Source organism: Lysinibacillus sphaericus (assembly GCF_006864135.1).
GTDB lineage: Bacteria > Bacillota > Bacilli > Bacillales_A > Planococcaceae > Lysinibacillus.
In genome coordinates, this window is sequence record NZ_SADV01000007.1 from 166,436 (window position 1) to 188,840 (window position 22,405).

20 protein-coding genes, 1 pseudogene, 1 riboswitch and 1 other annotated feature are annotated in these 22,405 nt (G+C 38.8%); of the genes and pseudogenes, 20 read left to right on the plus strand and 1 reads right to left on the minus strand.

The annotated features are described in order from the left end of the window. The first annotated feature begins 206 nt into the window (after positions 1–206). The 9 genes and pseudogenes from C7Y47_RS11130 to C7Y47_RS11170 all read left to right on the plus strand — a co-directional run bounded on the left by C7Y47_RS11130 (position 207) and on the right by C7Y47_RS11170 (position 11,356). Positions 207–788: a TetR/AcrR family transcriptional regulator gene (locus C7Y47_RS11130; RefSeq protein ID WP_142508855.1), complete on the plus strand. Its 582-nt coding sequence runs from the start codon at positions 207–209 to the stop codon at positions 786–788. A 14-nt stretch (positions 789–802) separates the two neighbouring features. Further along, the gene (locus C7Y47_RS11135) at positions 803–1,576 is read left to right on the plus strand and encodes an enoyl-CoA hydratase (protein ID WP_142508856.1); all 774 of its coding nucleotides are present in this window, start codon (positions 803–805) and stop codon (positions 1,574–1,576) included. Between the two features lie 117 nt (positions 1,577–1,693). Next, positions 1,694–2,467: an electron transfer flavoprotein subunit beta/FixA family protein gene (locus C7Y47_RS11140; RefSeq protein WP_142508857.1), complete on the plus strand. Its 774-nt coding sequence runs from the start codon at positions 1,694–1,696 to the stop codon at positions 2,465–2,467. Between the two features lie 51 nt (positions 2,468–2,518). Further along, positions 2,519–3,496, plus strand: coding sequence for an electron transfer flavoprotein subunit alpha/FixB family protein (locus C7Y47_RS11145; protein ID WP_142508858.1), 978 nt, complete (start codon positions 2,519–2,521; stop codon positions 3,494–3,496). Positions 3,497–3,718: 222 nt separating this feature from the next. Beyond that, positions 3,719–3,952: a binding site (T-box leader), on the plus strand. Positions 3,953–4,010: 58 nt separating this feature from the next. Continuing rightward, entirely contained in the window at positions 4,011–5,360 is a 1,350-nt protein-coding gene (locus C7Y47_RS11150; protein WP_142508859.1) for an amino acid permease, read from the plus strand. Positions 5,361–5,493: 133 nt separating this feature from the next. After that, a complete protein-coding gene (trxA, locus tag C7Y47_RS11155; protein WP_142508860.1) occupies positions 5,494–5,805 on the plus strand; it encodes a thioredoxin in 312 nt (103 codons plus the stop codon). A 282-nt stretch (positions 5,806–6,087) separates the two neighbouring features. Further along, positions 6,088–7,878, plus strand: a complete 1,791-nt coding sequence (gene uvrC, locus C7Y47_RS11160; RefSeq protein ID WP_142508861.1) for an excinuclease ABC subunit UvrC — start codon at positions 6,088–6,090, stop codon at positions 7,876–7,878. Between the two features lie 328 nt (positions 7,879–8,206). Further along, positions 8,207–8,385, plus strand: a riboswitch (Lysine riboswitch). A gap of 199 nt (positions 8,386–8,584) precedes the next feature. After that, a pseudogene (locus tag C7Y47_RS11165) lies at positions 8,585–9,819 on the plus strand (aspartate kinase). 271 nt (positions 9,820–10,090) lie between these two features. After that, complete coding sequence (locus C7Y47_RS11170) at positions 10,091–11,356, plus strand: methyl-accepting chemotaxis protein (RefSeq protein ID WP_142508862.1); 1,266 nt, start codon at positions 10,091–10,093, stop codon at positions 11,354–11,356. Between the two features lie 197 nt (positions 11,357–11,553). Here C7Y47_RS11170 and C7Y47_RS11175 read toward each other — a convergent pair whose 3' ends face one another. Next, on the minus strand, positions 11,554–11,988 hold the full coding sequence (locus C7Y47_RS11175; RefSeq protein ID WP_132357132.1) for a YslB family protein: 435 nt from the start codon (positions 11,986–11,988) through the stop codon (positions 11,554–11,556). A gap of 272 nt (positions 11,989–12,260) precedes the next feature. Between C7Y47_RS11175 and C7Y47_RS11180 the strand changes: the two genes are divergently transcribed. From C7Y47_RS11180 to C7Y47_RS11230, 11 genes are all read left to right on the plus strand, one after another. Then, complete coding sequence (locus tag C7Y47_RS11180) at positions 12,261–12,869, plus strand: succinate dehydrogenase cytochrome b558 subunit (protein WP_132357131.1); 609 nt, start codon at positions 12,261–12,263, stop codon at positions 12,867–12,869. A gap of 67 nt (positions 12,870–12,936) precedes the next feature. Continuing rightward, positions 12,937–14,691, plus strand: a complete 1,755-nt coding sequence (gene sdhA, locus C7Y47_RS11185; RefSeq protein ID WP_142508863.1) for a succinate dehydrogenase flavoprotein subunit — start codon at positions 12,937–12,939, stop codon at positions 14,689–14,691. Positions 14,692–14,696: 5 nt separating this feature from the next. Next, on the plus strand, positions 14,697–15,476 hold the full coding sequence (gene sdhB, locus C7Y47_RS11190; RefSeq protein WP_142508864.1) for a succinate dehydrogenase iron-sulfur subunit: 780 nt from the start codon (positions 14,697–14,699) through the stop codon (positions 15,474–15,476). Positions 15,477–15,839: 363 nt separating this feature from the next. Beyond that, entirely contained in the window at positions 15,840–16,298 is a 459-nt protein-coding gene (locus C7Y47_RS11195) for an acyl-CoA thioesterase (protein WP_142508865.1), read from the plus strand. A 391-nt stretch (positions 16,299–16,689) separates the two neighbouring features. Beyond that, positions 16,690–16,911 (plus strand): helix-turn-helix domain-containing protein, encoded by a 222-nt coding sequence (locus C7Y47_RS11200; RefSeq protein WP_004226437.1) that lies wholly within the window; start codon positions 16,690–16,692, stop codon positions 16,909–16,911. Positions 16,912–16,986: 75 nt separating this feature from the next. Next, the gene (locus tag C7Y47_RS11205) at positions 16,987–17,439 is read left to right on the plus strand and encodes a MarR family winged helix-turn-helix transcriptional regulator (RefSeq protein ID WP_142508866.1); all 453 of its coding nucleotides are present in this window, start codon (positions 16,987–16,989) and stop codon (positions 17,437–17,439) included. 10 nt (positions 17,440–17,449) lie between these two features. Next, positions 17,450–18,247: a glutamate racemase gene (racE, locus tag C7Y47_RS11210; protein ID WP_142508867.1), complete on the plus strand. Its 798-nt coding sequence runs from the start codon at positions 17,450–17,452 to the stop codon at positions 18,245–18,247. Positions 18,248–18,379: 132 nt separating this feature from the next. After that, on the plus strand, positions 18,380–19,129 hold the full coding sequence (gene rph / locus C7Y47_RS11215) for a ribonuclease PH (RefSeq protein WP_132357125.1): 750 nt from the start codon (positions 18,380–18,382) through the stop codon (positions 19,127–19,129). Between the two features lies 1 nt (position 19,130). Then, on the plus strand, positions 19,131–19,724 hold the full coding sequence (locus tag C7Y47_RS11220; protein WP_142508868.1) for an XTP/dITP diphosphatase: 594 nt from the start codon (positions 19,131–19,133) through the stop codon (positions 19,722–19,724). A 12-nt stretch (positions 19,725–19,736) separates the two neighbouring features. Then, positions 19,737–20,240 (plus strand): metallophosphoesterase, encoded by a 504-nt coding sequence (locus C7Y47_RS11225; RefSeq protein WP_142508869.1) that lies wholly within the window; start codon positions 19,737–19,739, stop codon positions 20,238–20,240. Between the two features lie 541 nt (positions 20,241–20,781). Beyond that, on the plus strand, positions 20,782–22,242 hold the full coding sequence (locus C7Y47_RS11230; protein ID WP_142508870.1) for a protein adenylyltransferase SelO: 1,461 nt from the start codon (positions 20,782–20,784) through the stop codon (positions 22,240–22,242). Positions 22,243–22,405: the final 163 nt, after the last annotated feature.

Consider the following 22,405-nt stretch of genomic DNA (forward strand, 5'->3'; position numbering starts at 1 on the left):
TACGTGGTAAAGTATTGACAAGCAAAGATGTAAATTATAATATGAAAATATGAATGAATGACCATTCATATTTTCATATTTTTTTAGGTGACCACGTCATATCCTTAACAATATATCAGTTTGAGATGGCTGATATTGAAGGATGACATCGTGTATTGAGCATGAATTAAGACGTGTGCAAGTTTTTTTTAGGTGGTGATATAAAAGTGAAACGTGATAAGCCAAAATATAAGCAAATTATTGATGCAGCTGTCATCGTTATTGCAGAAAATGGGTATCACCAAGCACAGGTATCGAAGATTGCTAAACAGGCAGGGGTGGCCGACGGAACAATCTATTTATATTTTAAAAATAAAGAAGATATATTAATTTCTGTCTTTAATGAAAAAATGGCTGTTTTTGTAGAGTCATTACAAGATATAATAGAAAATGGAAGTACGTCTAAGGGCAAACTTTCACGAATGATTGAAAATCATTTTAATGTTCTAGCGACAGATCGATACCTAGCAACCGTCACACAATTGGAACTACGACAATCGAATAAAGATTTACGACTAAAGATTAATTCGGTGTTAAGAGAGTATTTACAATTACTTGATCAAATTTTAATCGAAGGTATGCTATCAGGTGAGTTCAGTCAAACGATGGATGTACGCTTGGCACGCCAAATGGTATTTGGAACAATTGATGAAACTATTACGTCGTGGGTTATGAATGAATATCGATATGATTTGATAGAACAGGTTCCAAAAGTTCAGGCATTAATCTTGAACGGCATTAAAGCTTAAAAGGATGTGGAGAAATGGAATTTCTAAGTTGGAAAGTAGAGGATGGAGTGGCGATTATTACAATTGCACGCCCACCAGCCAATGCATTATCCCGCGGAATCATTACCGAAGTAAATGCTGTGCTAGATGAAGTAGAAAATGATGACACCGTACGTGTCCTTGTACTTCATGGCGAAGGTCGTTTCTTCTCAGCTGGTGCAGATATTAAAGAATTTACAGAGGTTGGATCTGGTGATGAATTTTCAAAGCTAGCGAACAATGGTCAACAAGTTTTTGAACGAGTTGAATCGTTCTCTAAACCTATTATTGCTGCAATTCATGGTGCCGCACTAGGTGGGGGCCTTGAATTAGCGATGAGTTGTCATCTGCGCTTTGTGACAGAATCTGCAAAATTAGGACTACCTGAATTACAATTAGGTCTTATTCCAGGTTTTGGGGGTACACAACGTCTACCTCGATATGTAGGGGTTGCAAAAGCTGCGGAAATGATGTTTACGAGTGAGCCGATTTCTGGAACAGAAGCTGTACAATGGGGTTTAGCGAATCGTGCATTTACAGATGAAGCATTATTGGAAGAAACGCTAAAGGTAGCCAAGAAAATTGCGAAGAAGAGCCCGGTTGCTTTAAAAGCAGCTATTCAAACATTGCAATATGCAAAACATGCTTCGTTTTATGAAGGTATTGAGGCAGAAGCAAAATCCTTTGGCACAGTATTCGTTTCGGAAGATGCAAAAGAGGGAATTCAAGCATTTATTGAAAAACGCGAGCCTGTGTTTACTGGTAAATAATATTCCATCAGTGTCGATAGCGACTTGAAAGAGTGTTATCGACGTTATCGACACTGAAAATATATAATATTTATAAGTTTACTTAGAAATAAAAAACGTTGCAGGAGGTATGGATATATGAATATTTTTGCATTAATTAAACGTACGTTTGATACAGAAGAAAAAATTGTTGTGTCGGGTGGTAAAATCCAAGAGGATGGCGCAGAGTTCATCATCAATCCTTACGATGAATATGCCATTGAAGAGGCAATCCAAGTACGTGACGCTGCTGGTGGCAAAGTAACAGTTGTGTCAATTGGTGGCGAAGATACAGAGAAGCAATTGCGTACAGCTCTTGCGATGGGAGCAGATGAAGCAGTTCTTATTAATACAGAAGACGATCTAGATGAACTGGATCAAAATGCAGCAGCATATATTTTAGCTGAATATTTAAAAGATAAAGATGCTGATTTAATTTTAACAGGAAACGTTGCAATTGACGGAGGCTCTGGTCAAGTAGGGCCTCGTGTTGCAGATTTACTAGGTATCAACTGTGTAACAACAATTACAAAGCTTGAGATTGACGGAACATCTGCGAAAATTGTACGCGATATTGAAGGTGACTCAGAAGTTATTGAGACATCTTTACCACTTTTAATAACAGCTCAGCAAGGTTTAAATGAGCCACGTTACCCATCTTTACCAGGGATCATGAAAGCAAAGAAGAAACCGCTTGCAGAACTTGAGTTAGACGATTTAGAGATCGATGAAGATGATGTAGAGGTTAAAGTAGAAACAGTTGATATTTTCTTACCAGCTCAAAAGGCAGCAGGCCGTATTCTAGAAGGCGAACTTTCTGCACAAGTAAAAGAGCTTGTAAACCTACTTCATACAGAGGCGAAAGTAGTTTAAGTCATCTGATGACACAAATCGAATCTTAAAGGGTAACGGAGGGAATATACTATGACAAAAAAAGTATTAGTATTAGGTGAAGTTCGTGAAGGAAGCTTACGTAATGTTTCTTTCGAAGCAATTGCAGCTGCAAAGCAAATCGCAGATGGTGGTGAGGTTGTTGGTGTTCTTTTAGGGGATGCCGTAGCAAACTTAACAGGTCCATTATTTGAATATGGGGCAGATCGTGTTGTAACAGTGGAGCATCCACATTTAAAACAATATACATCTGATGGCTATGGTCAAGCTTTATTAGCGGTAATTGAGGAAGAAAAGCCAACTGGTATCGTATTTGGTCATACTGCAAACGGTAAAGATTTATCACCAAAAATTGCAAGTAAATTACAAGCAGGTCTTGTATCCGATGTAACGTCAATTGAGGGTGCTGGCGATGATGTTGTATTCATCCGTCCAATTTACTCTGGTAAAGCTTTTGAAAAAGTTAAAGTAAAAGACGGTATAGTTTTAGCTTCAGTTCGTCCAAATAATATTGCACCATTAGAAAAAGTAGCCGGTAAATCAGGTGACATCACTTCTATTACTGTAGATATTACAAATCTTCGTACAATCATTAAAGAGGTAGTACGTAAATCTTCAGAGGGTGTTGATCTTTCTGAGGCAAAAGTAGTTGTAGCAGGTGGTCGCGGCGTAAAATCTGAAGAAGGCTTTGAACCATTACAAGCTCTAGCAGATTTACTTGGTGGTGCAGTTGGTGCTTCACGTGGTGCATGCGATGCTGAATATTGCGACTATTCACTTCAAATCGGTCAAACAGGTAAGGTAGTAACACCAGACCTTTACATTGCAGCGGGTATTTCAGGAGCGATTCAACACTTAGCTGGTATGTCAAACTCAAAAGTAATCGTTGCGATTAATAAAGATCCAGAAGCAAATATTTTCAAAGTTGCGGACTACGGTATCGTAGGTGATTTATTTGAGGTAGTGCCTCTTCTAATCGAAGAATTTAAAGCGTTAAAAGTGAATGCCTAATAAATGCGCGGGGAAGATGTGTCTTCCCCGCTTTTTTGTGTTAATTTTTTGACTTTTTGAAGTTATTGCAAAATAAAATGTTGACATAATTAATTTTAGAACGTATAGTGATGAATATTAATTTAACTTTTTTCAGTGGATCAACCATCTGTACCTGTCGCTACGCTTTCGGTACAAAAGAAATCCGCTGAAATAGAGGAACTCAGTCAATGATTTTTATAAAAAAACGCAAAGATTAGGAGTAGTAAAAGCTCATTATTTGGTGAAGAGAGCTGCGGGTTGGTGCAACGCAGTCCAATAAGACTTTGAACTTGCCTAGGAGCGGTAAGATAGATGGAATTTACGAAATATTCTATTTGTTGAACGGTTAACCTTCGTTACTAGGTTTTTAAGCAGGGTTCTTAAAGAACCAATTAGAGTGGTACCGCGGTTTGCTTATGGCATATCGTCTCTTCTTTCATTTGATAATGAAGGAACTGACGATATGCCTTTTTTGATTTTAGGAGGTAAGGAAATGGAAAATGACAATCAGAGATTAAAAAGAACGATGACCTCACGGCATATTACGATGATGGCTTTAGGTGGTGCCATTGGTGCAGGGTTATTTAAAGGAAGTAGTGCAGCTATTGATATGGCAGGGCCATCAGTACTTATTGCGTACTTAATTGGCGGAATTATCTTGCTATTTGTTATGCAAGGTTTAGCAGAAATGGCAGTCCGTAATAGCGAAGCCAGAACATTTAGAGATTTAGTGCAAGCCGTTTTAGGAAAGTATCCAGCTTATTTCCTGGATTGGATCTATTGGAAAATGTGGGTGTTAAATATTGCTGCAGAATCTATAGTTGCGGCCATTTTTATTCAATATTGGTTGCCAGATTACTCGATCTGGATACTTGCATTATCTGTTTCGGTGTTAGTTACAGCTATTAATTTATTATCTGTGAAAGTTTTTGCTGAAACTGAATATTGGCTGGCGTTAATTAAAATTACTGTAATTGTGGTATTCATCATAGCCGGTTTAATTTTATTGCTTGTTACTTTTGGTAATCATACAGCTGTTGGTTTTTCTAATTTAACGGAGCATGGTGGTTTCTTCCCGAACGGATCAAAGGGATTGATTGCTGCAATGCTTGTAGTTATTTACTCTTATGGTGGTACTGAAATTATTGGTATTACATTAGCTGAAACGAAAAATCCTGAGAAAGTAGTGCCAAAAGCTGTTCGCAGTACATTAGTACGTATTGTGACTTTTTATTTAGTTCCTTTCTTTATTATCGTTAGCTTGATTCCTTGGAATGAAGTAAACGGGGTGCCAGAAAGCCCGTTTGTAATGGTCTTTAAAATGATTGGGATTCCTGGTGCTGACCATATTATGAATGCTGTTGTTTTACTAGCAATTATTTCATCAATGAACTCCGGGCTTTATGGTTCATCACGAGTTCTGTATACACAAGCTGTAGACGGACGAGTTCCCAAAATCTTTGCACATTTATCAAAAACGAAAGTTCCGGTATATGCCATATTAATGTGTACTTTAGCTTTATATATAGCTGTAATCTTTTCTTTATTTGCTGGAAGTAAAACATTTGATTTCCTAATGGGTTCGCTTGGATATACCGTGTTATTTATTTGGTTAATTATTGCGATTGCGCATCTGAAATCGCGTAAAATACAGCCGGAAAAAACAAGTTCCTATGCAGTGAAATGGTTCCCTTACACAACTTGGATCGCTATTATTGCGTTAAGTGCAATTCTAATTGGAATTATTTTCACAACATCGATTATCGTAACAGGTATCACATTATTTATTTATCTTTTTATTACGTTAACGTATGTCTATAAAGGTCGTTTTCATGAAAATTAAGCTGAATAGCAAAACAAATTAATGCCTTTTTCGACCTTAATTTTCATAAATTTCACATACTAGGCAGATTGTTCGCTCAAGAGAATTTATCCATGCTATACTACAAGCATAGTAAGTTTAAGGAGGATTTCAAATGGCAATTGTACATGCAACAGATGCAACTTTCCAAGATGATATTAAAGAAGGGTTAGTACTAGTAGACTTTTGGGCTGCTTGGTGCGGACCTTGTAAAATGATTGGACCAGTTCTTGAAGAAATGGATGCTGCAGGTAGTGCGGCTAAAATTGTAAAAGTAGATGTAGATAACAACCAAGGTACTGCAGCGCAATACCAAATTATGTCTATCCCATCATTACTATTATTCAAAGACGGTGAAATAGTAGATAAAACAGTTGGTTTCCAACCAAAAGAAGCATTAGAAGCGTTTATCGCAAAACATGCTTAACTTCTTTCAGCAAATGTCTCCAAACACCCGCTGGAAGAAGTTAAAGCCTCCGGCGGATGTCACGGAATCGGAAAGGAGTTCTTTGTGCAAGCACAAAGCCGATTCCGGATGCAATTATGCCGAGGCATAATTGATTCTATAAGAAAAAAAGAGTCAAGCCATCAATAAGATGTGCTTGGCTTTTTTTCGTTATATAATATAGTGAAAAAGCGGAAGTTATCCTTAGAAATAGGAGAAAATAAAGGGACAAACGCTACTTTAAGAAAAAGGGGCAGGTAGGCGATGAATGATTTAATTAAACGAAAGCTTGAAATTTTACCAGATCAGCCTGGCTGCTATTTGATGAAAGATCGACAAGGAACCATTATTTATGTCGGGAAAGCTAAAGTGCTGAAAAATCGAGTACGCTCTTATTTTACTGGTTCGCATGAAGGGAAAACACAGAGGCTTGTAGGTGAAATAGAAGATTTTGAGTACATTGTGACATCCTCCAATATTGAAGCTTTAATTTTAGAGCTTAATCTTATAAAACTACATGACCCGAAGTACAATGTTATGCTGACGGATGATAAAACGTATCCGTATTTAAAAATTACAAATGAAAAACACCCGCGCCTTATTACTACGCGAAAGGTGAAAAAGGATAAGGCAAAATATTTTGGTCCATATCCGAATGCGTATGCAGCAAGTGAGACGAAAAAGCTGTTAGATCGTTTATATCCTCTTCGAAAATGTGTACAACTCCCTACCAAGGTTTGTTTGTATTATCATATGGGGCAATGCCTAGCCCCTTGTGTGAAGGATATAGATGCAGAAATTTACCACAATATGATTGAGGATATGACAAAGTTTTTAAATGGTGGGGTTGAGGAAGTCAAAAAAGAGCTAGAGGTAAAAATGCTAGCGGCCGCAGAAAATTTAGAGTTTGAGCGTGCAAAGGAATTTCGTGATCAAATTGCACATATTGATACAGTCATGCAAAAGCAAAAAATCGTATCGAGTGATACAACTAATCGCGATGTATTTGGCTATGCCGTCGAGAAGGGCTGGATGTGTGTTCAAGTTTTCTTTGTTCGTCAAGGAAAGCTCATTGAGCGAGATGTCTCAATTTTCCCGATTTATCAAGAGGCAGAAGAGGAATTTTTGACGTTCGTTGGACGATTTTACGACAAGCTAGAGCACATTAAGCCTAAGGAGATTTTTATCCCACAAACCATTGATGCAGAAATTTTAACGGAATTACTAGAAGTTAAGGTACTAACACCAAAACGCGGGCAAAAAAAAGAGCTAGTTGAATTAGCGACAAAAAATGCTGAAATAGCGGTAGCGGCGAAGTTCCAGCTTATTGAACGTCAAGAAGAACGCACAATAGGAGCATGTGAGGCGCTCGGTGAAGCTATGGGCATTTCTGCACCTTTACGGATTGAGGCTTTCGATAATAGTCATATGCATGGGACAGATGCTGTATCTGCAATGGTTGTCTTTATCGATGGAAAACCTGCAAAGAAGGAGTATCGAAAATACAAAACACGTACAGCTGCCAAGCATGATGATTACGGGGCGATGCAAGAAGTAATTCGCCGTCGATACACACGCGTATTAAAAGACGGTCTACCTTTACCAGATTTAGTACTAATAGATGGCGGCAAGGGGCAAATGGAAGTCGCGCGAGAAGTATTAGAGGATGAACTCGGCCTTGTCATTCCAATTGCCGGATTAGCAAAAGATGAAAAGCATAATACATCACAGCTTCTATTTGGTGATCCAGCTGAAGTAATTGCGTTAAAGCGAACAAGCGATGGATTCTACTTACTACAACGAATACAGGACGAAGTACACCGCTTTGCTATTACCTTCTTACGACAGCAGCATGAGAAACATGCTATACAATCTGTCCTCGATAATATAGAGGGCATTGGTCCGAAGCGAAAACAACAATTACTCAAGTATTTTAGCTCTGTCAAAAAAATTCGCGAGGCAAGTGTGCAAGCATTACAGGAAGCAGGGATGCCTGCTAATCTTGCTAGCAATATTTATGATTATTTTCATCCAGTAGAAGACTCCCACCTCTAAAGGTGGTGGGATGAATGCAGATAGAATTCCTTTTCAATGGGTGTATAAACAACTACAGTCTAAAAGCCCCACGTACTGTGGCAACGACTGAGTGACTAACATCTTGCTGCTTCGCTTTCGCGCAAAAAATAGCTATTGGCCAAAAGCCTCCGAACTTAATTACGCCAAGACAAAATTGATATTCAATAAGATCCATTGTCAAAGGATTAGGCGTATGCTAAGGTTGTATATAACATAGCTTTTTAATATAGCAATGTTTTTTAGAAGTTTCTATTTATTAAATTGAGAATTTCTTCACTAAGGTTCAAATTAAATACGATCACTATTTAGTGATGATAGAGGTGCAAGGTTCAAGAGTAGTACATACGAGGACGAACAAGTCCGGTGAAAATGTATGAAAGGGGAACTTGCCGAAGTGGAGCATCGTTGTTTCCGATGCTGTGCTGGTTTTACATTTAAGAGATGTAAGACTGTCGATTCTAAACGTTTCGGAGAGCTATCACACATGCGCAAGTTACTTTATTGTACATGTTATAGGCAGCTTTCACGTTATGTGAGAGCTGCCTTTTTAGATTTTCTCGAAACAACATTTTTTCAAGGCTGTTAGGCGCTATTTGCTTTTGTAGGGATATTTTTGTGAAAAGCTGCAAAAGTATAGCTACTTTATAACCAGCGAAATGATTGAATACGAAGGAGAATGATAAAGATGGCGAGAGTTGTGATGAAATTTGGTGGTGCTGCATTCGCATCAACAGAGCACATTCAAAATGTTGCGAAAAAGGCGATTGTAGAAAAGGAAAGAGGTTTTGATGTTGTCGTTGTCACTACAGCTATGGGGGGTATAGCTAAAGAATTAGCAAAGATGGCTCGTGATTTATCAGACAATGCATCTAAGCGTGAACTAGACGCACTATTTTCAACAAGCTCACAACTTACAAGTACATTAGTGGCAATTGCTATACAGGAGAAAGGATATGATGCCGTGTCATTAACGGGCAGGCAGGCATAGAAACCGATGCTATGTATAGTAATGCCCGTATTGATGAGATAGATGCTAGACGAATAGAAGAGCATTTTGTACAGGGAAAAATCGTTATCGTTGCTGGGGAACAAGGTATCGATAATTCACGAAATATTACGACGTTAGGTAAAGGTGGTGCGGAAACGTCGGCTATAGCAATTGCAGCAAAATTGAATGCGGAGCGAGTAGATATTTACACGAATGTGGATGGCGTCTATACAGCTAATCCAAGTCATGTTACTGGGGCACAAAAACTAAAAGAAATTTCCTATGATGAAATGCTAGAGCTATCAAACTTAGGGTCACAAGTTTTACACCCGCGAGCTGTAGAGTTAGCAAAGAAGTTTCAAATCCCAGTTATCATTCGCTCGAGCGAAATAGATACAGTAGGTACTTTATTGAAGGAGGAAGTTGAAATGGAAAAAAATTTAATTGTACGTGGTGTTGCCTACGAGTCAGACGTTATTCGCTTAACAGTTGGTTATGATGCTTATTCTAATGCTTCTTTAGCAAATATGTTCACAATCCTTGCAGAAAATCGCATAAACGTCGATATAATCGTACAAGCACTAATTGATGGTTTAAAGCCGACGGTATCATTTACTATTTTAAAAGAGGAGTTCGCTGAAGCATTACGTGTTCTAGAAGATAGTAAATTATCACTAGGGTTTAGTTTTGCTGATTTTGAAATTGGCTTAGCAAAGGTTTCTATTATTGGCTCGGGGATGGCATCTAATCCAGGGGTGGCTGCAAGGATGTTTGATCGTCTACGTCGTGAAAATATCCCTGTAAAAATGGTAAGTACTTCTGAAATAAAAGTGTCAGTTGTTGTACCTCAGGACGAAATGATTCGTGCAGCAAATGCATTACATGATGAATTTAATTTATTTCAGGAAGTGTCTTTTGTACCGAAAGCGTAGCGACAGGTATAGAAGTCTCTCAGGTGAGATGAATGCGGTTTTAAGTCACTTTTTAGCGGGGCGTGGATAGAGCAGCCAAAACGACGGGTAGAAATACGAAAGTAACAGAATGCAAGGGATAATTGAACAAGCGCTTTACATATAATATTGAAGAGGATGTGCCAGTAAAAGGCACATCTTTTTTTGTTCACATCAATTTAATATTTTATCCAATTCTATTGTTATATAATAAAATGTGACATGTTTTACCAAGGGGAAGGTGGAAGTTTGTATGGGGTTATTCGGTTTATTTCAAAAGCCAATGGATGAAAGTGTTGAGATGCACAACGATTTAGAAATACAAAAATTAAAAAAGCGAATTCTGGAATTGGAACTTGAGCAGGAAAGCATTGATGTGAAAAATGCGATTTTAGATTTTGTACTAGCGCATATGGAGTTAATTAATTTTCAAACGGCTTTAAAGGTTCAAAATGTCTCTACGAGTGTAGGGGATATTTCAGCAATGAGTGAAGAAATGTCGTCAAATACAGAGGAGATGCTTGCGGTTGAGCAAAATGTTAATGCAAACATTCAAGAAATAAAACAGCATTCATTACTACTTGTAGAAGAAATGGAATCATCCATTTCAAAAGGTGAAATGGTTCAGGGGTTGTTGGCCAAAGGAGCTCATTCAACAGAGCAGCTGAAGAATGAAATGACCAAAATGGATGATATTGGTAAGGGTGTAACCGGGATTGCCGATCAAACACAACTTCTATCCTTAAATGCCTCTATTGAAGCCGCGCGTGCTGGTGAGCATGGAAATGGCTTTAATGTTGTCGCGATGGAGGTAGGGAAGTTAGCCAACAGTTCGAAAGGTTCATTGCAAGAAATGACAAAGATTCGATCAGTCATTGATAAGAAATTACATAATACAATAACAAATATTAATCAAGTCGAACATTATTTAACTGACTTTTTAAGTATCATGAAGGACAATATTGCTAATCTGACTATAACAAGTAGAAATATTGAAGAAGCAGCACATGGTATTCATCAAATAACAGCTGCATCAGAAGAAAATGTAATAGCTGTAGGTCGTTTAGCGGAAACAACGACGGAATTATCACTTACTAGCGATTTCTCAGATCTAATACAAAATCAAGTATCTGAAATGTTAAAAGCTATTGCACCGACAATCAGAAAGCCATCAGAGCAAACGGTAGTTAGCCAATTGGCAGCAAGGTTAATGGATCATGCTAGCTTTTTACGAAATGCTATTCAAAAGGCTGGTCAAAAAGAAACGATAAAAACGCATCATCAATGTATGTTTGGAAAATGGTATTACGGACATTTCGAGGAATACCAGAACTTACTAGAATATCGTCATATTGAACAACCACATGAATTAGTACATATGGCCGCCCAAAAATTAGTGAATGAACTGTCAATTAATAACATAGAAGAAATGATTCAACACTCACTTAATATTTTGGAGGCATTTATTTCGTTCATAGATGTACTTTTAAAAAAAAGACATGCTCAATTATCAATATAAAAAGGATTCGTGAGCATAACGAGAGGTTGATTTCCGTTCCGACAGTGCACCTTCCTGGGGGTGTCCGATGAGCTGCTTTGCTTGTCGCATCTATGACGCTAATCCAAGGAGTTGCACAGTCTCCGCGGTGAATAACTTCTATATTATATATAAAAAGGATTGCCATCCATAAATTAGGGGTGGCAATCCTTTTCGTTTTATTCTGTAGGAACGGTGTTCATGATTCTTTCTTTAACGTCCCATTTTACTGTGAACGTAACATTTTGTTGCTTTTCACGTTTTTCATCATAGCATTCTGTTAAATAACCTTTTGCTTGCTGGATTTGCTCAGCTATAAATCCTGCTTCAAGTCTAAAGCTACGAAGACCGATTTGTAACAGTTCTGGATCATTTGTCAACTGGAATATGCGTCCATCCTTCGACTCTTTGATAAGCTCTAAATTACCCCAACAGGCATCTGCGAAAAATGCGATAAGTTCATCTTGACTTGTACATGGGAACTTCCGAGCTAGATCTTTTCCCGCCCAGTAAAGTACATCACCTTCGTGTTTACCAAGAATGGAAGATAAAATATAATCGCGAATTATCTCATAGCCAAAAGCTGAGATTGTAGGAGATGAAGTGTTTAACATTGAAAGCCTTCTTTCTTAGAATTTTCTTAAAATTTGACACTGATAAAGTAAAGATAGATTTTTCGAGAAAAAACGATGCGTCATGTACTAGATTGCTTCTTTAATAAGGACTATGAAAAACTTTAAGTTGCCTTGACGCTCGTAGCTCTTGAGAGTACAATAAACATGTCATAATATTGTACCATGATGAAATACACAGTCAATGAAGTATCAGTTACAAAATGATGACTTCTTTAGTTGTGCTATTTTAAGTACTAAGGGGGGTAACAGTCTTGTCGAAAGATCGAGAGTTTTTATGGCGTCGCTTACATTCTCTACTTGGTATCATTCCAGTAGGTCTGTTTTTAACGATGCACCTGTTCATTAACTTTACAGCAACAGGCGGAGCAGAAAGTTACAACGCAGCTACCGCTAATATGGAAAAGATTCCATTCCTTATCCTAGTTGAATGGATTGTCATCTATATTCCATTAATGTTCCACGCATTTTATGGTGTCTACATTGCATTCACTGCTACACCAAATACAGGGCGTTTCAGCACATACCGTAACTGGATGTTCTCATTACAACGTTTCACGGGTGTATTCTTAGTGATCTTCATTGCATGGCATATTTTCCAAACTCGTATTCAAAAAGCACTTGGTACAGAAGTTGATTACGACATGATGGCAAATATCGTTTCTAATCCATTCATGCTTGGATTCTACATTGTTGGTATTATATCAGCAACTTTCCACTTATCTAACGGTTTATGGGCATTCCTAGTAAGCTGGGGTATTACACAATCTCCTCAGTCTCAAAAGATTGCTACTTATGTAACAAACATTATTTTCGTAATTCTAAGTGTAGTTGGTGTGGCTGCTATTTTAGCTTTTGCTTAATGTAATAGAAGCTACTATAGAGCATATGGCAATCATTGCAATTTTTTAAGAGGAGTGAGAAATAATCATGGCGAAAAGCAAAATAATTGTTGTCGGCGGCGGTCTTGCTGGTCTGATGGCAACGATTAAAGCAGCTGAAGTTGGTACTGAAGTTGATTTATTCTCATTAGTTCCTGTAAAACGCTCACACTCTGTATGTGCGCAGGGCGGAATTAATGGTGCGGTAAATACAAAAGGTGAAGGGGATTCTCCTTGGATTCACTTCGATGATACAGTATACGGTGGGGACTTCTTAGCGAACCAACCACCAGTTAAGGGTATGTGTGATGCAGCCCCTGGTATTATTCATTTAATGGACCGTATGGGTGTAATGTTCAACCGTACACCAGAAGGTCTTCTTGATTTCCGTCGTTTCGGTGGTACTTTAATGCACCGTACAGCCTTCTCGGGTGCAACAACGGGTCAACAATTACTATACGCACTAGACGAGCAAGTTCGTTCTCACGAAGTAGCTGGTTTAGTGAACAAATATGAGCACTGGGAATTCCTTGGTGCAGTAGTCGATCCTGACGGCGTTTGTCGTGGTATCGTAGCGCAAGATATGCGTACAGAAGAAATTAAATCATTCCGTGCAGATGCTGTTATTATGGCGACTGGTGGCCCTGGTATTATCTTCGGTAAAACAACAAACTCTGTAATTAATACAGGTTCTGCTGCTTCTATCGTTTACCAACAAGGTGCTTCTTACGCGAATGGTGAGTTCATTCAAATTCACCCAACAGCTATTCCTGGAGATGACAAAAACCGTCTAATGTCAGAATCAGCTCGTGGTGAAGGTGGCCGTATTTGGACTTATAAAGACGGTAAACCATGGTACTTCTTAGAAGAGAAATACCCAGCATATGGTAACTTAGTACCACGTGATATTGCTACACGTGAAATTTTCGACGTTTGTGTGAACCAAAAACTAGGTATTAACGGTGAAAACATGGTATACCTAGATCTTTCTCATAAAGATCCACATGAATTAGATGTAAAACTTGGTGGTATTATTGAAATCTACGAAAAATTCGTAGGTGATGATCCACGTAAATTACCAATGAAAATTTTCCCAGCAGTTCACTACTCAATGGGTGGATTATGGGTTGACTACAACCAAATGACTGAAATTCCTGGTTTATTTGCAGCCGGTGAATGTGATTATTCTCAACATGGTGCAAACCGTCTTGGTGCGAACTCATTATTATCTGCTATTTATGGTGGTATGGTTGCTGGTCCAAACGCAGTAGACTATGTTAAACATCTTAAAAAGCATGCGGAAGATCTTCCACAAGAAATCTATGATGCACGCGTTCAAGAAGAACAAGCTAAGTGGGATGCTGTCATGAAAATGGACGGCACAGAAAACGCTTACTTACTTCATAAAGAGCTTGGTGAAATGATGACAGCTACTATGACAGTAGTACGTTACAACGACCAACTTCAAGATACATTGAATAAACTTGATGAATTCCAAAAACGTTGGGAAAACATTAACATCAACGATACACAAAAATGGAGTAACCAAGGTGCTCACTTTACGCGTCAGTTGAAAAATATGATTTACCTTGCGAAAGTAATGACAAAAGGTGCATTATTACGTAACGAATCTCGTGGTGCACACTATAAGCCAGATTTCCCGAACCGTGATGATGAGCAGTTCTTAAAAACTACTATGGCGAAATTTGACCCGACTACTGGTGATCCAATTATCACGTACCAAGAAGTCGACGTTTCATTAATTCCACCACGTAAACGTGATTACTCTGCGAAAGGAGACTAAGAATTATGAATATCGCAGCTAATACTGGAAGAATGGTCAAAATTGAAATTTTACGTCAAGATACAAAAGGCGGCAATGGCTACTGGCAAAAATTCCAAGTGCCTTACCGTCATGGTATGAACGTAATTTCTATTTTAATGGAAATTCAAAAAAATCCTGTTACTGAAAATGGTGAAAACACTACTCCAGTAGCATGGGATATGAACTGTCTTGAAGAAGTTTGTGGTGCATGTTCAATGGTTATCAATGGCCGCCCACGTCAATCATGTTCAACTCTTGTTGACCAATTGACTGAGCCAATTAAAATTGAGCCTATGAAAACTTTCCCAGTTATTCGTGACTTACAAGTTGACCGTGAACGTATGTTCAATGCACTTAAAAAAGTTAAAGCATGGGTTCCAATCGATGGTACTTATGATTTAGGTGAAGGTCCACGTATGCCAGAAGGTAAACGTCAATGGGCTTATGAATTATCTAAATGTATGACTTGTGGTGTATGTATGGAAGCATGTCCAAACGTGTCTGAAAAAGCTTCATTCATCGGACCAGCACCATTATCACAAGTACGTCTATTCAACACTCACCCAACTGGTGCAATGATTAAAGACGAACGTTTAAATGCAATCATGGGTGATGGAGGCCTTGCAAACTGCGGTAACTCACAAAACTGTGTAGCTGCTTGTCCAAAAGGTATTCCTTTAACAACATCTATCGCATCATTAAACCGTGCAACTACAGTGCAAATGTTCCGTAACTTCTTCGGTTCTGACCACTACGTTGACTAATAGTACAAGCTTTACTCCCAAACTCCCTTACACTGAATGTGTGAGGGAGTTTTTTTCTATGAAAAATAATTTTGTAGAATAAAACTTAATCCAACTCGCCATTAAAGTTTCGTACAATAGGGAGTTCGGATAGGGGCATTTTCAAGAAAGAGTAATAAACTAAATATGATGTCTTCATTACAGCATAAAAAGATCGAATTACGCAAGAAGGGTGTACAGAAAGTGAGTTTTAACGAGTGAAAATGTGAATTTTCTATGATAATATAGTGTTTTCCTTTATAATGAATCTATATTCATTTATGACTTGCTAATTCCATTTGTTGTTTTGGGAAGAAGCGAATGAAAACTAGGGGGATGGCTAAGATGAAAGCAAATTATATCGGAGATTATCAGGAATGGGCAAAGGATTTTGCATTTTTTATTGAGGTTCGTGTACGTTTTTCAGAAACTGATATGTACGGTCATATGAACAATACAGTTAGCTTTACATATTTTGAACAAGCACGAATTGATTATTTTCGTCATTTAGGTGTTCTAATGCCATCAGCAATTGATGAACATGTAGAGGGTATTCCGATTGTAGCCGACTTACAGTGTGATTACGTGAAGCAAGTTTTCTTTGATGATGTGCTAAGAATCTATACGAAAGTAGCGACAGTAGGGAACTCATCATTGGATATTCATTACTTAGCGAAAAACCAGCATGATGAAGTTTGCTTTACGGGTCGTGGTACGGTAGTGCAAATGAACCCTCGAACTGGCAAGAGTGTACCATTATCTGAAGAAGAAAAAACTCACTTAGCAAGTTTGGTGTTCCTATAGTATTGGTAACGGATTGCGAAAAGATCCTATCGAGGAAAGAAGTAAACAATGATCTTGACGATTGAAATTGCATTTTTACGGCTCATCCCATCACAAAAGGTTGTGGATGACATTTGTTTAATGTATGCAATATATAAGTTGATTGAAGTGGAAACTGGGCAATTCCTTGGGGATCAGCGCTCATCGGACGCCCCCGGGAAAGCGCCCAAGCAAAACGGAAATCAACCACTCGATATGGTGATGATCCACTTTTACATAAAATTCATTAATTAGTGGAAGTAATTTCCGAATTTTTTTAGGAAACACGAGATATTCATGAAAATAGCCGTCACCGCTCCTCATTCCTTAACATAAGTTACAATACGTGCGGGGGAGGAGGGTGTAACTGAAAATGAATGGCTCTCATCATCGTTCTCTTTTAACGAACCGAGAACGTGAAATATTTGCGCTTTTATTAGCTGAAAAAACAACGAGGGATATTGCAGAGCAACTTGGTATTAGTGAAAAAACAGTGCGAAATCACATTTCCAATACAATTCAAAAGTTAGGTGTAACGAATCGATCTCAGGCGTTAATTGAGCTGTTACGCTTAGAAGAATTTAAATTAGACTAATTGGACACTTGCTATTTCAGAAAAAAAACGACAAAATAGAACTATTCAACGTATTTTTAGGAGTGAAGTAGTTATATGTCGGATGAAGTAACAAAGCACTCACCTGAAACCGTTGCTACGGTTGAAAAGGAATTACGCTATATAGCGGCGATTGTGAAGCAAAAGGGAAGAGAGATTGTTTCACAATATGCGATTACGCCGCCACAATTTGTTGCATTACAGTGGTTAGAAGAGCTTGGAGATATTACAATTGGCGACCTGTCAAATCGATTATACTTAGCTTTTAGTACAACAACAGATCTAGTGGACCGAATGGAGAAAAATGAATTAGTCAAGCGAATGCGTGACGAAAACGACCGTCGTGTCGTTGTTGTTCATCTTCTCGAGAAGGGCGAACGCATTATTCAAGAAGTTATCGAAAAAAGACAGCAATATTTGCAAGAGATGCTTGTTGGTTTTAACGAACAAGAAGTCGCGCAATTATCAAGCTATTTAGAAAAACTACATGTACACATGAAACAGGATTGAGGCGGAAAGTATGAATGCCCCGATAGGCGTTATTGATTCAGGAGTAGGCGGTTTAACCGTAGCAAAAGAAATAATGAAGCTATTACCAAACGAAACAATCTATTATATTGGTGATACAGCAAGATGTCCGTATGGTCCAAGAAGTCGTCAGGAAGTACGAAACTTCACTTGGCAAATGGCAAAAGCACTAGAGAAAATGAATATCAAAATGCTCGTCATTGCTTGTAATACAGCGACTGCAGTAGCACTCGAAAGTTTACAAAGAAATATGCCTTTTCCGGTACTAGGCGTTATTAATGCTGGCGCACGTGCAGCTGTAAAGAAAACGAAGCGACATGAAGTCGTTGTGCTTGCAACAGAAGGAACAATTAAAAGCGGGGCGTATGAGGAAGCCTTATTATCATTGAATACGTCGACTCATATTATTCCGCTTGCTTGTCCAACATTCGTACCACTTGTAGAAAGTGGCGAATATAAAGGTGAATTTGCAAATAAATTAATTGCGGAAGGCTTAAAGCCGTTGAAAAATGAACAATTTGATACGGTCATACTAGGATGCACGCACTATCCTATTCTGCAAAAACAAATTGAAGCTGTTGTAGGAGAAGAAGTTTTTGTGCTTTCTTCTGCAGAGGAAACAGCAAAGGATGTTCAAGAAATGCTTGAATATAATGGCACATTGGCTGACCCAGACGCTGTGCCTGCCCATAAATTTTATGCAACTGGTTCAGTGCCTATTTTCCGTTCAATTGCCGAAAGTTGGCTTGAGCAAGGTACTCTCCAAATAAAACGTTTGACATTAAAATAAAAAATCAGCTTAGCTATGGGCTAGGCTGATTTTTGCCGTTTTTAGCATTGTACATAAGGGACCGAGCACTTTTTTGAAGGTGAAAATTATGTTAAGATGAGTGCGCGAAAGATTTTAGGAGGAACGAAAATTATGACAAGATTTGATGGAAGAAATGTAGATGCGCTGCGTCCTGTGAAAATAGATAGTGAGTATTTATTGCACCCAGAAGGCTCAGTGTTAATTCAAGTAGGCAATACAAAAGTAATTTGCACAGCAACGATTGAGGATAAGGTGCCTGGATTTTTACGTGGACAAGGAAAAGGGTGGATCACTGCAGAATACTCGATGCTCCCTCGTGCAACAGCACAGCGTACAGCACGTGAGTCATCTCGCGGCAAAGTCAACGGCCGTACAATGGAGATTCAACGATTAATCGGTCGTGCATTACGTGCTGTCGTTGATTTAGAAGCACTTGGTGAGCGTACTGTGTGGATTGACTGTGACGTGATTCAAGCAGACGGAGGAACACGTACAGCATCAATAACAGGAGCATTTGTAGCGATGACACAAGCAGTTGCAAAGCTCGCAGAAGAAAAACAATTAGCAAAATTTCCAATCACAGACTATTTAGCTGCAACAAGTGTTGGTATTGTAGAGGATCACGGAGCAATTTTAGATTTAAACTACGTTGAAGATGTCGCTGCTGCTGTAGATATGAATATCGTCATGACAGGAGCAGGACGCTTTGTTGAGCTACAAGGGACAGGTGAAGAAGCAACCTTTTCTCGTGAAGAGTTAAATGAACTGCTGGCGTTAGGTGAAGCAGGCATTCAACAATTGATTGCACTTCAAAAAGAGACACTAGGTGAATTGGCTAACAAAGTGGGAGGAAATGAATAACATGAAACAAGTAGTCATTGCAACTAAAAATAAAGGAAAAGCAAAAGATTTCGAAGCGCTATTTGGTCCACTTGGTTATGAAGTAGTAACGATGTTTGATGTTGCCCCACAGATGGAAATAGAAGAAACAGGCACTACCTTTGAGGAAAATGCAATTTTAAAGGCAGAAGCATTGGCAAAAGAGTTAAACACAATTGTTATTGCTGATGATAGTGGCTTATCTGTTGATGCATTAAATGGTGAACCAGGTGTTTATTCCGCACGTTATGCTGGTGATCATGATGATGAAGCAAACATGGTTAAACTACTAGAAAACTTAAAAAATGTCGAGGATGAAAAGCGTACAGCACGCTTCTGCTGTTGCATTGCTATTGCAGGTCCTGGTTTTGAAACGACAACAGTTTTTGGGACTTGTGAAGGTGTCATTGCACACGAAAAACGTGGTACAAACGGATTTGGTTATGATCCAGTCTTCTTTGTCCCAAGCTTAAATCGTATGATGGCAGAGCTAGCAGCAGATGAAAAAGGAGCAATTTCACACCGTGGGAATGCAATTCGTAAGTTGAAGGAACAATTACCTAATCTTATAAAATAAGAGGTGATATCCATGCAAATACTGGTCATGAGTGATACACATGGCGATAGTAATGTAATTGAAAAAGTTCGTAGCTTTTACCCAAATGCTGCTGCTTTCATTCATTGTGGAGATAGTGAGCTTCCTTTCTCGCATAAAGCATTGGCTGGCATGAAGAAAGTACGCGGAAATTGTGATATCGATAAAGCCTTCCCTGATGAGGCAGACTTCGATTTAGAGGGTGTCACAGTCTTTGTAACACACGGCCATTTATTCAATGTTAAAAATTCAATTTTATCATTATCATATCGTGCCAAAGAGGTAGGCGCGCAAATTGCGTGCTTTGGTCACTCTCATATCCTTGGGGCAGAAATGATTGATGATGTGTTATTTTTAAATCCAGGGAGTTTATTAAAACCACGTGGTCGTAAAGAAAAAAGCTTTGCTCTTGTAGAGGTGGAAGATATGTATTTTGAAGTAAAGTTCTTCACGGATAATAATAACTTTATTTCTACCCACAAGTTTATGCGAAAATGATGTAACAAAAACGCTTAAGTTTTTAGAAAACTAAGCGTTTTTTGTTTTATCCCACAATCAATCATGCCTTGGCATAATTGCGTCCGGAATCGGCTTTGTACTTAGGCCAATAAATGTTTTTGCGCGAAAGCGTCAGTGCTAACGTAGCGTCAGCAACGTGTTTTTTGCCTGTGCGAAAGCGAAGCTGCAGCGGCAACGGCAACAGCACAGATGTTGGTCACTCACTCGTACAGATAACTTGCCTCAGGACGTGGCGTCTTAGACTGGGTTCCTCTATTTTAGCGATGTTTGGACAAACGCTGAAAAGTAGCTTAAATCTGCATTCATCTAGAGGTGGGAGAATTCTATAATTGCCGTTTCACTTACATTACAAAAAACATCTGTACCTGTCGCTACGCTTTCTGTACAGAATGTAGCTGACGCTTTACTTTCGCTACAGAAAACAATTGCTGAAAGAAGTTAATTGCAAATGGTAAAAATGGCTATGAATTGTTTATGATGAAGTAGAAAAAATAAAGATAAACGTAACGAAGGAGAAAACATGGAAAATACACTAAGATGGAATTTTGATAACAGTTATGCCCGTTTACCAAATATTTTTTATACATCAATTAATTTAAATCCAGTTCGTTCACCAAAGTTAGTAATGGTAAATGAATCAGTTGCCAATTCACTTGGGTTAAACGTCGATGCGTTACAAAGCGAGGAAGCGGTAGCGATTTTTGCAGGTAACGACAATCCGACTGGTGGCATGCCCATTGCACAAGCATACGCAGGTCATCAATTTGGTCACTTTAATATGCTCGGAGACGGAAGGGCACTGTTATTAGGTGAACAACTAACACCAACTCATGAACGCTTGGATATCGCACTAAAAGGCTCAGGAAGAACTCCTTATTCCAGGGGCGGAGATGGCAGGGCAGCACTTGGTCCAATGCTTCGTGAATATATTATTAGTGAAGCCATGTATGCACTTGGCATTCCAACCTCTCGAAGTTTAGCTGTTGTGACGACAGGCGAAATGATCCTTCGTGAAACAGAGCTTCCAGGGGCAGTTCTAACCCGTATTGCAAGCAGTCATTTGCGAGTAGGGACCTTCCAATATGCAGCGAACTTTGGAACGGAGGATGAGCTAAAAGCTTTGGCTGATTATGCTTTGGACCGTCATTTTCCTAATGCTGAAGTAACTCAAAATCGTTATCTGACCCTTCTACAGGAAGTTATAAAGAAACAAGCATCTCTCATCGCAAAATGGCAGTTAGTTGGTTTTATTCATGGCGTCATGAATACAGATAATATGACCATTAGTGGTGAGACGATTGATTATGGTCCTTGCGCATTCATGGATACTTATGATCCAGCGACAGTATTTAGCTCTATTGATCGACAAGGTCGCTATGCTTATGGAAACCAGCCTAATATCGGAGGGTGGAATTTAACACGACTGGCTGAATCATTAATACCGTTAATTCATGAAAATCAGGAAGCTGCCATTCATTTAGCTCAAGAGACTTTAAAGCATTATCCTCAGCTGTATTATGCAAACTGGCTAACAGGTATGCGGGCAAAGCTTGGGATATTTAACGAAGAAGATCAGGACGCTGCACTTATTGAAGAGCTTCTGAAGTTAATGCATCAACATCAAGCAGACTATACGAATACATTTATCGCATTAACATTCGATAAATTTGATGACTCACCGTTATTTAAAAAAAATGAATTTAAAGAATGGCATAAGAATTGGCTCGCAAGGCTAGAAAAACAGCAAGAAACAAAAGACATGTCTAAACAATTAATGCGCGATCATAATCCAGCAGTTATTCCGCGAAATCATCGTGTAGAAGAGGCATTAGAGGCTGCTGTTGAGCAGGGAGACTATAGCGTAATGGAGCGATTAATGGATGCTCTTGCTCAACCATTTGCACATTGTGTGGAGCAGCAGGAATATGCGACATTACCAACGCCATCTAACCAACCATATCGAACGTTTTGTGGCACATAAGTTGAAAATTATTGAATTAATGCGAAAATATAACCCTTCGGCAAAACGAAGGGTTGATTTCCGTTCTGATTGAACGCTTTCCTAGGGGCGCCCGATGAGCCGCTTGGGCAACAGATGTTTTTTGTGCGAAAGCGTAATATAACGTAGCGGCAGCAACAGGATG

What these genes read in the sequence shown, in the direction of transcription:
- C7Y47_RS11135 (WP_142508856.1), top strand. Translation starts at nt 803, where the DNA reads ATGGAATTTCTAAGTTGGAAAGTAGAGGATGGAGTGGCGATTATTACA.
- C7Y47_RS11140 (WP_142508857.1), top strand. Translation starts at nt 1,694, where the DNA reads ATGAATATTTTTGCATTAATTAAACGTACGTTTGATACAGAAGAAAAA.
- C7Y47_RS11145 (WP_142508858.1), top strand. Translation starts at nt 2,519, where the DNA reads ATGACAAAAAAAGTATTAGTATTAGGTGAAGTTCGTGAAGGAAGCTTA.
- C7Y47_RS11150 (WP_142508859.1), top strand. Translation starts at nt 4,011, where the DNA reads ATGGAAAATGACAATCAGAGATTAAAAAGAACGATGACCTCACGGCAT.
- trxA (WP_142508860.1), top strand. Translation starts at nt 5,494, where the DNA reads ATGGCAATTGTACATGCAACAGATGCAACTTTCCAAGATGATATTAAA.
- uvrC (WP_142508861.1), top strand. Translation starts at nt 6,088, where the DNA reads ATGAATGATTTAATTAAACGAAAGCTTGAAATTTTACCAGATCAGCCT.
- C7Y47_RS11170 (WP_142508862.1), top strand. Translation starts at nt 10,091, where the DNA reads ATGGGGTTATTCGGTTTATTTCAAAAGCCAATGGATGAAAGTGTTGAG.
- C7Y47_RS11175 (WP_132357132.1), bottom strand. Translation starts at nt 11,988, where the DNA reads ATGTTAAACACTTCATCTCCTACAATCTCAGCTTTTGGCTATGAGATA.
- sdhA (WP_142508863.1), top strand. Translation starts at nt 12,937, where the DNA reads ATGGCGAAAAGCAAAATAATTGTTGTCGGCGGCGGTCTTGCTGGTCTG.
- sdhB (WP_142508864.1), top strand. Translation starts at nt 14,697, where the DNA reads ATGAATATCGCAGCTAATACTGGAAGAATGGTCAAAATTGAAATTTTA.
- C7Y47_RS11195 (WP_142508865.1), top strand. Translation starts at nt 15,840, where the DNA reads ATGAAAGCAAATTATATCGGAGATTATCAGGAATGGGCAAAGGATTTT.
- C7Y47_RS11200 (WP_004226437.1), top strand. Translation starts at nt 16,690, where the DNA reads ATGAATGGCTCTCATCATCGTTCTCTTTTAACGAACCGAGAACGTGAA.
- C7Y47_RS11205 (WP_142508866.1), top strand. Translation starts at nt 16,987, where the DNA reads ATGTCGGATGAAGTAACAAAGCACTCACCTGAAACCGTTGCTACGGTT.
- racE (WP_142508867.1), top strand. Translation starts at nt 17,450, where the DNA reads ATGAATGCCCCGATAGGCGTTATTGATTCAGGAGTAGGCGGTTTAACC.
- rph (WP_132357125.1), top strand. Translation starts at nt 18,380, where the DNA reads ATGACAAGATTTGATGGAAGAAATGTAGATGCGCTGCGTCCTGTGAAA.
- C7Y47_RS11220 (WP_142508868.1), top strand. Translation starts at nt 19,131, where the DNA reads ATGAAACAAGTAGTCATTGCAACTAAAAATAAAGGAAAAGCAAAAGAT.
- C7Y47_RS11225 (WP_142508869.1), top strand. Translation starts at nt 19,737, where the DNA reads ATGCAAATACTGGTCATGAGTGATACACATGGCGATAGTAATGTAATT.
- C7Y47_RS11230 (WP_142508870.1), top strand. Translation starts at nt 20,782, where the DNA reads ATGGAAAATACACTAAGATGGAATTTTGATAACAGTTATGCCCGTTTA.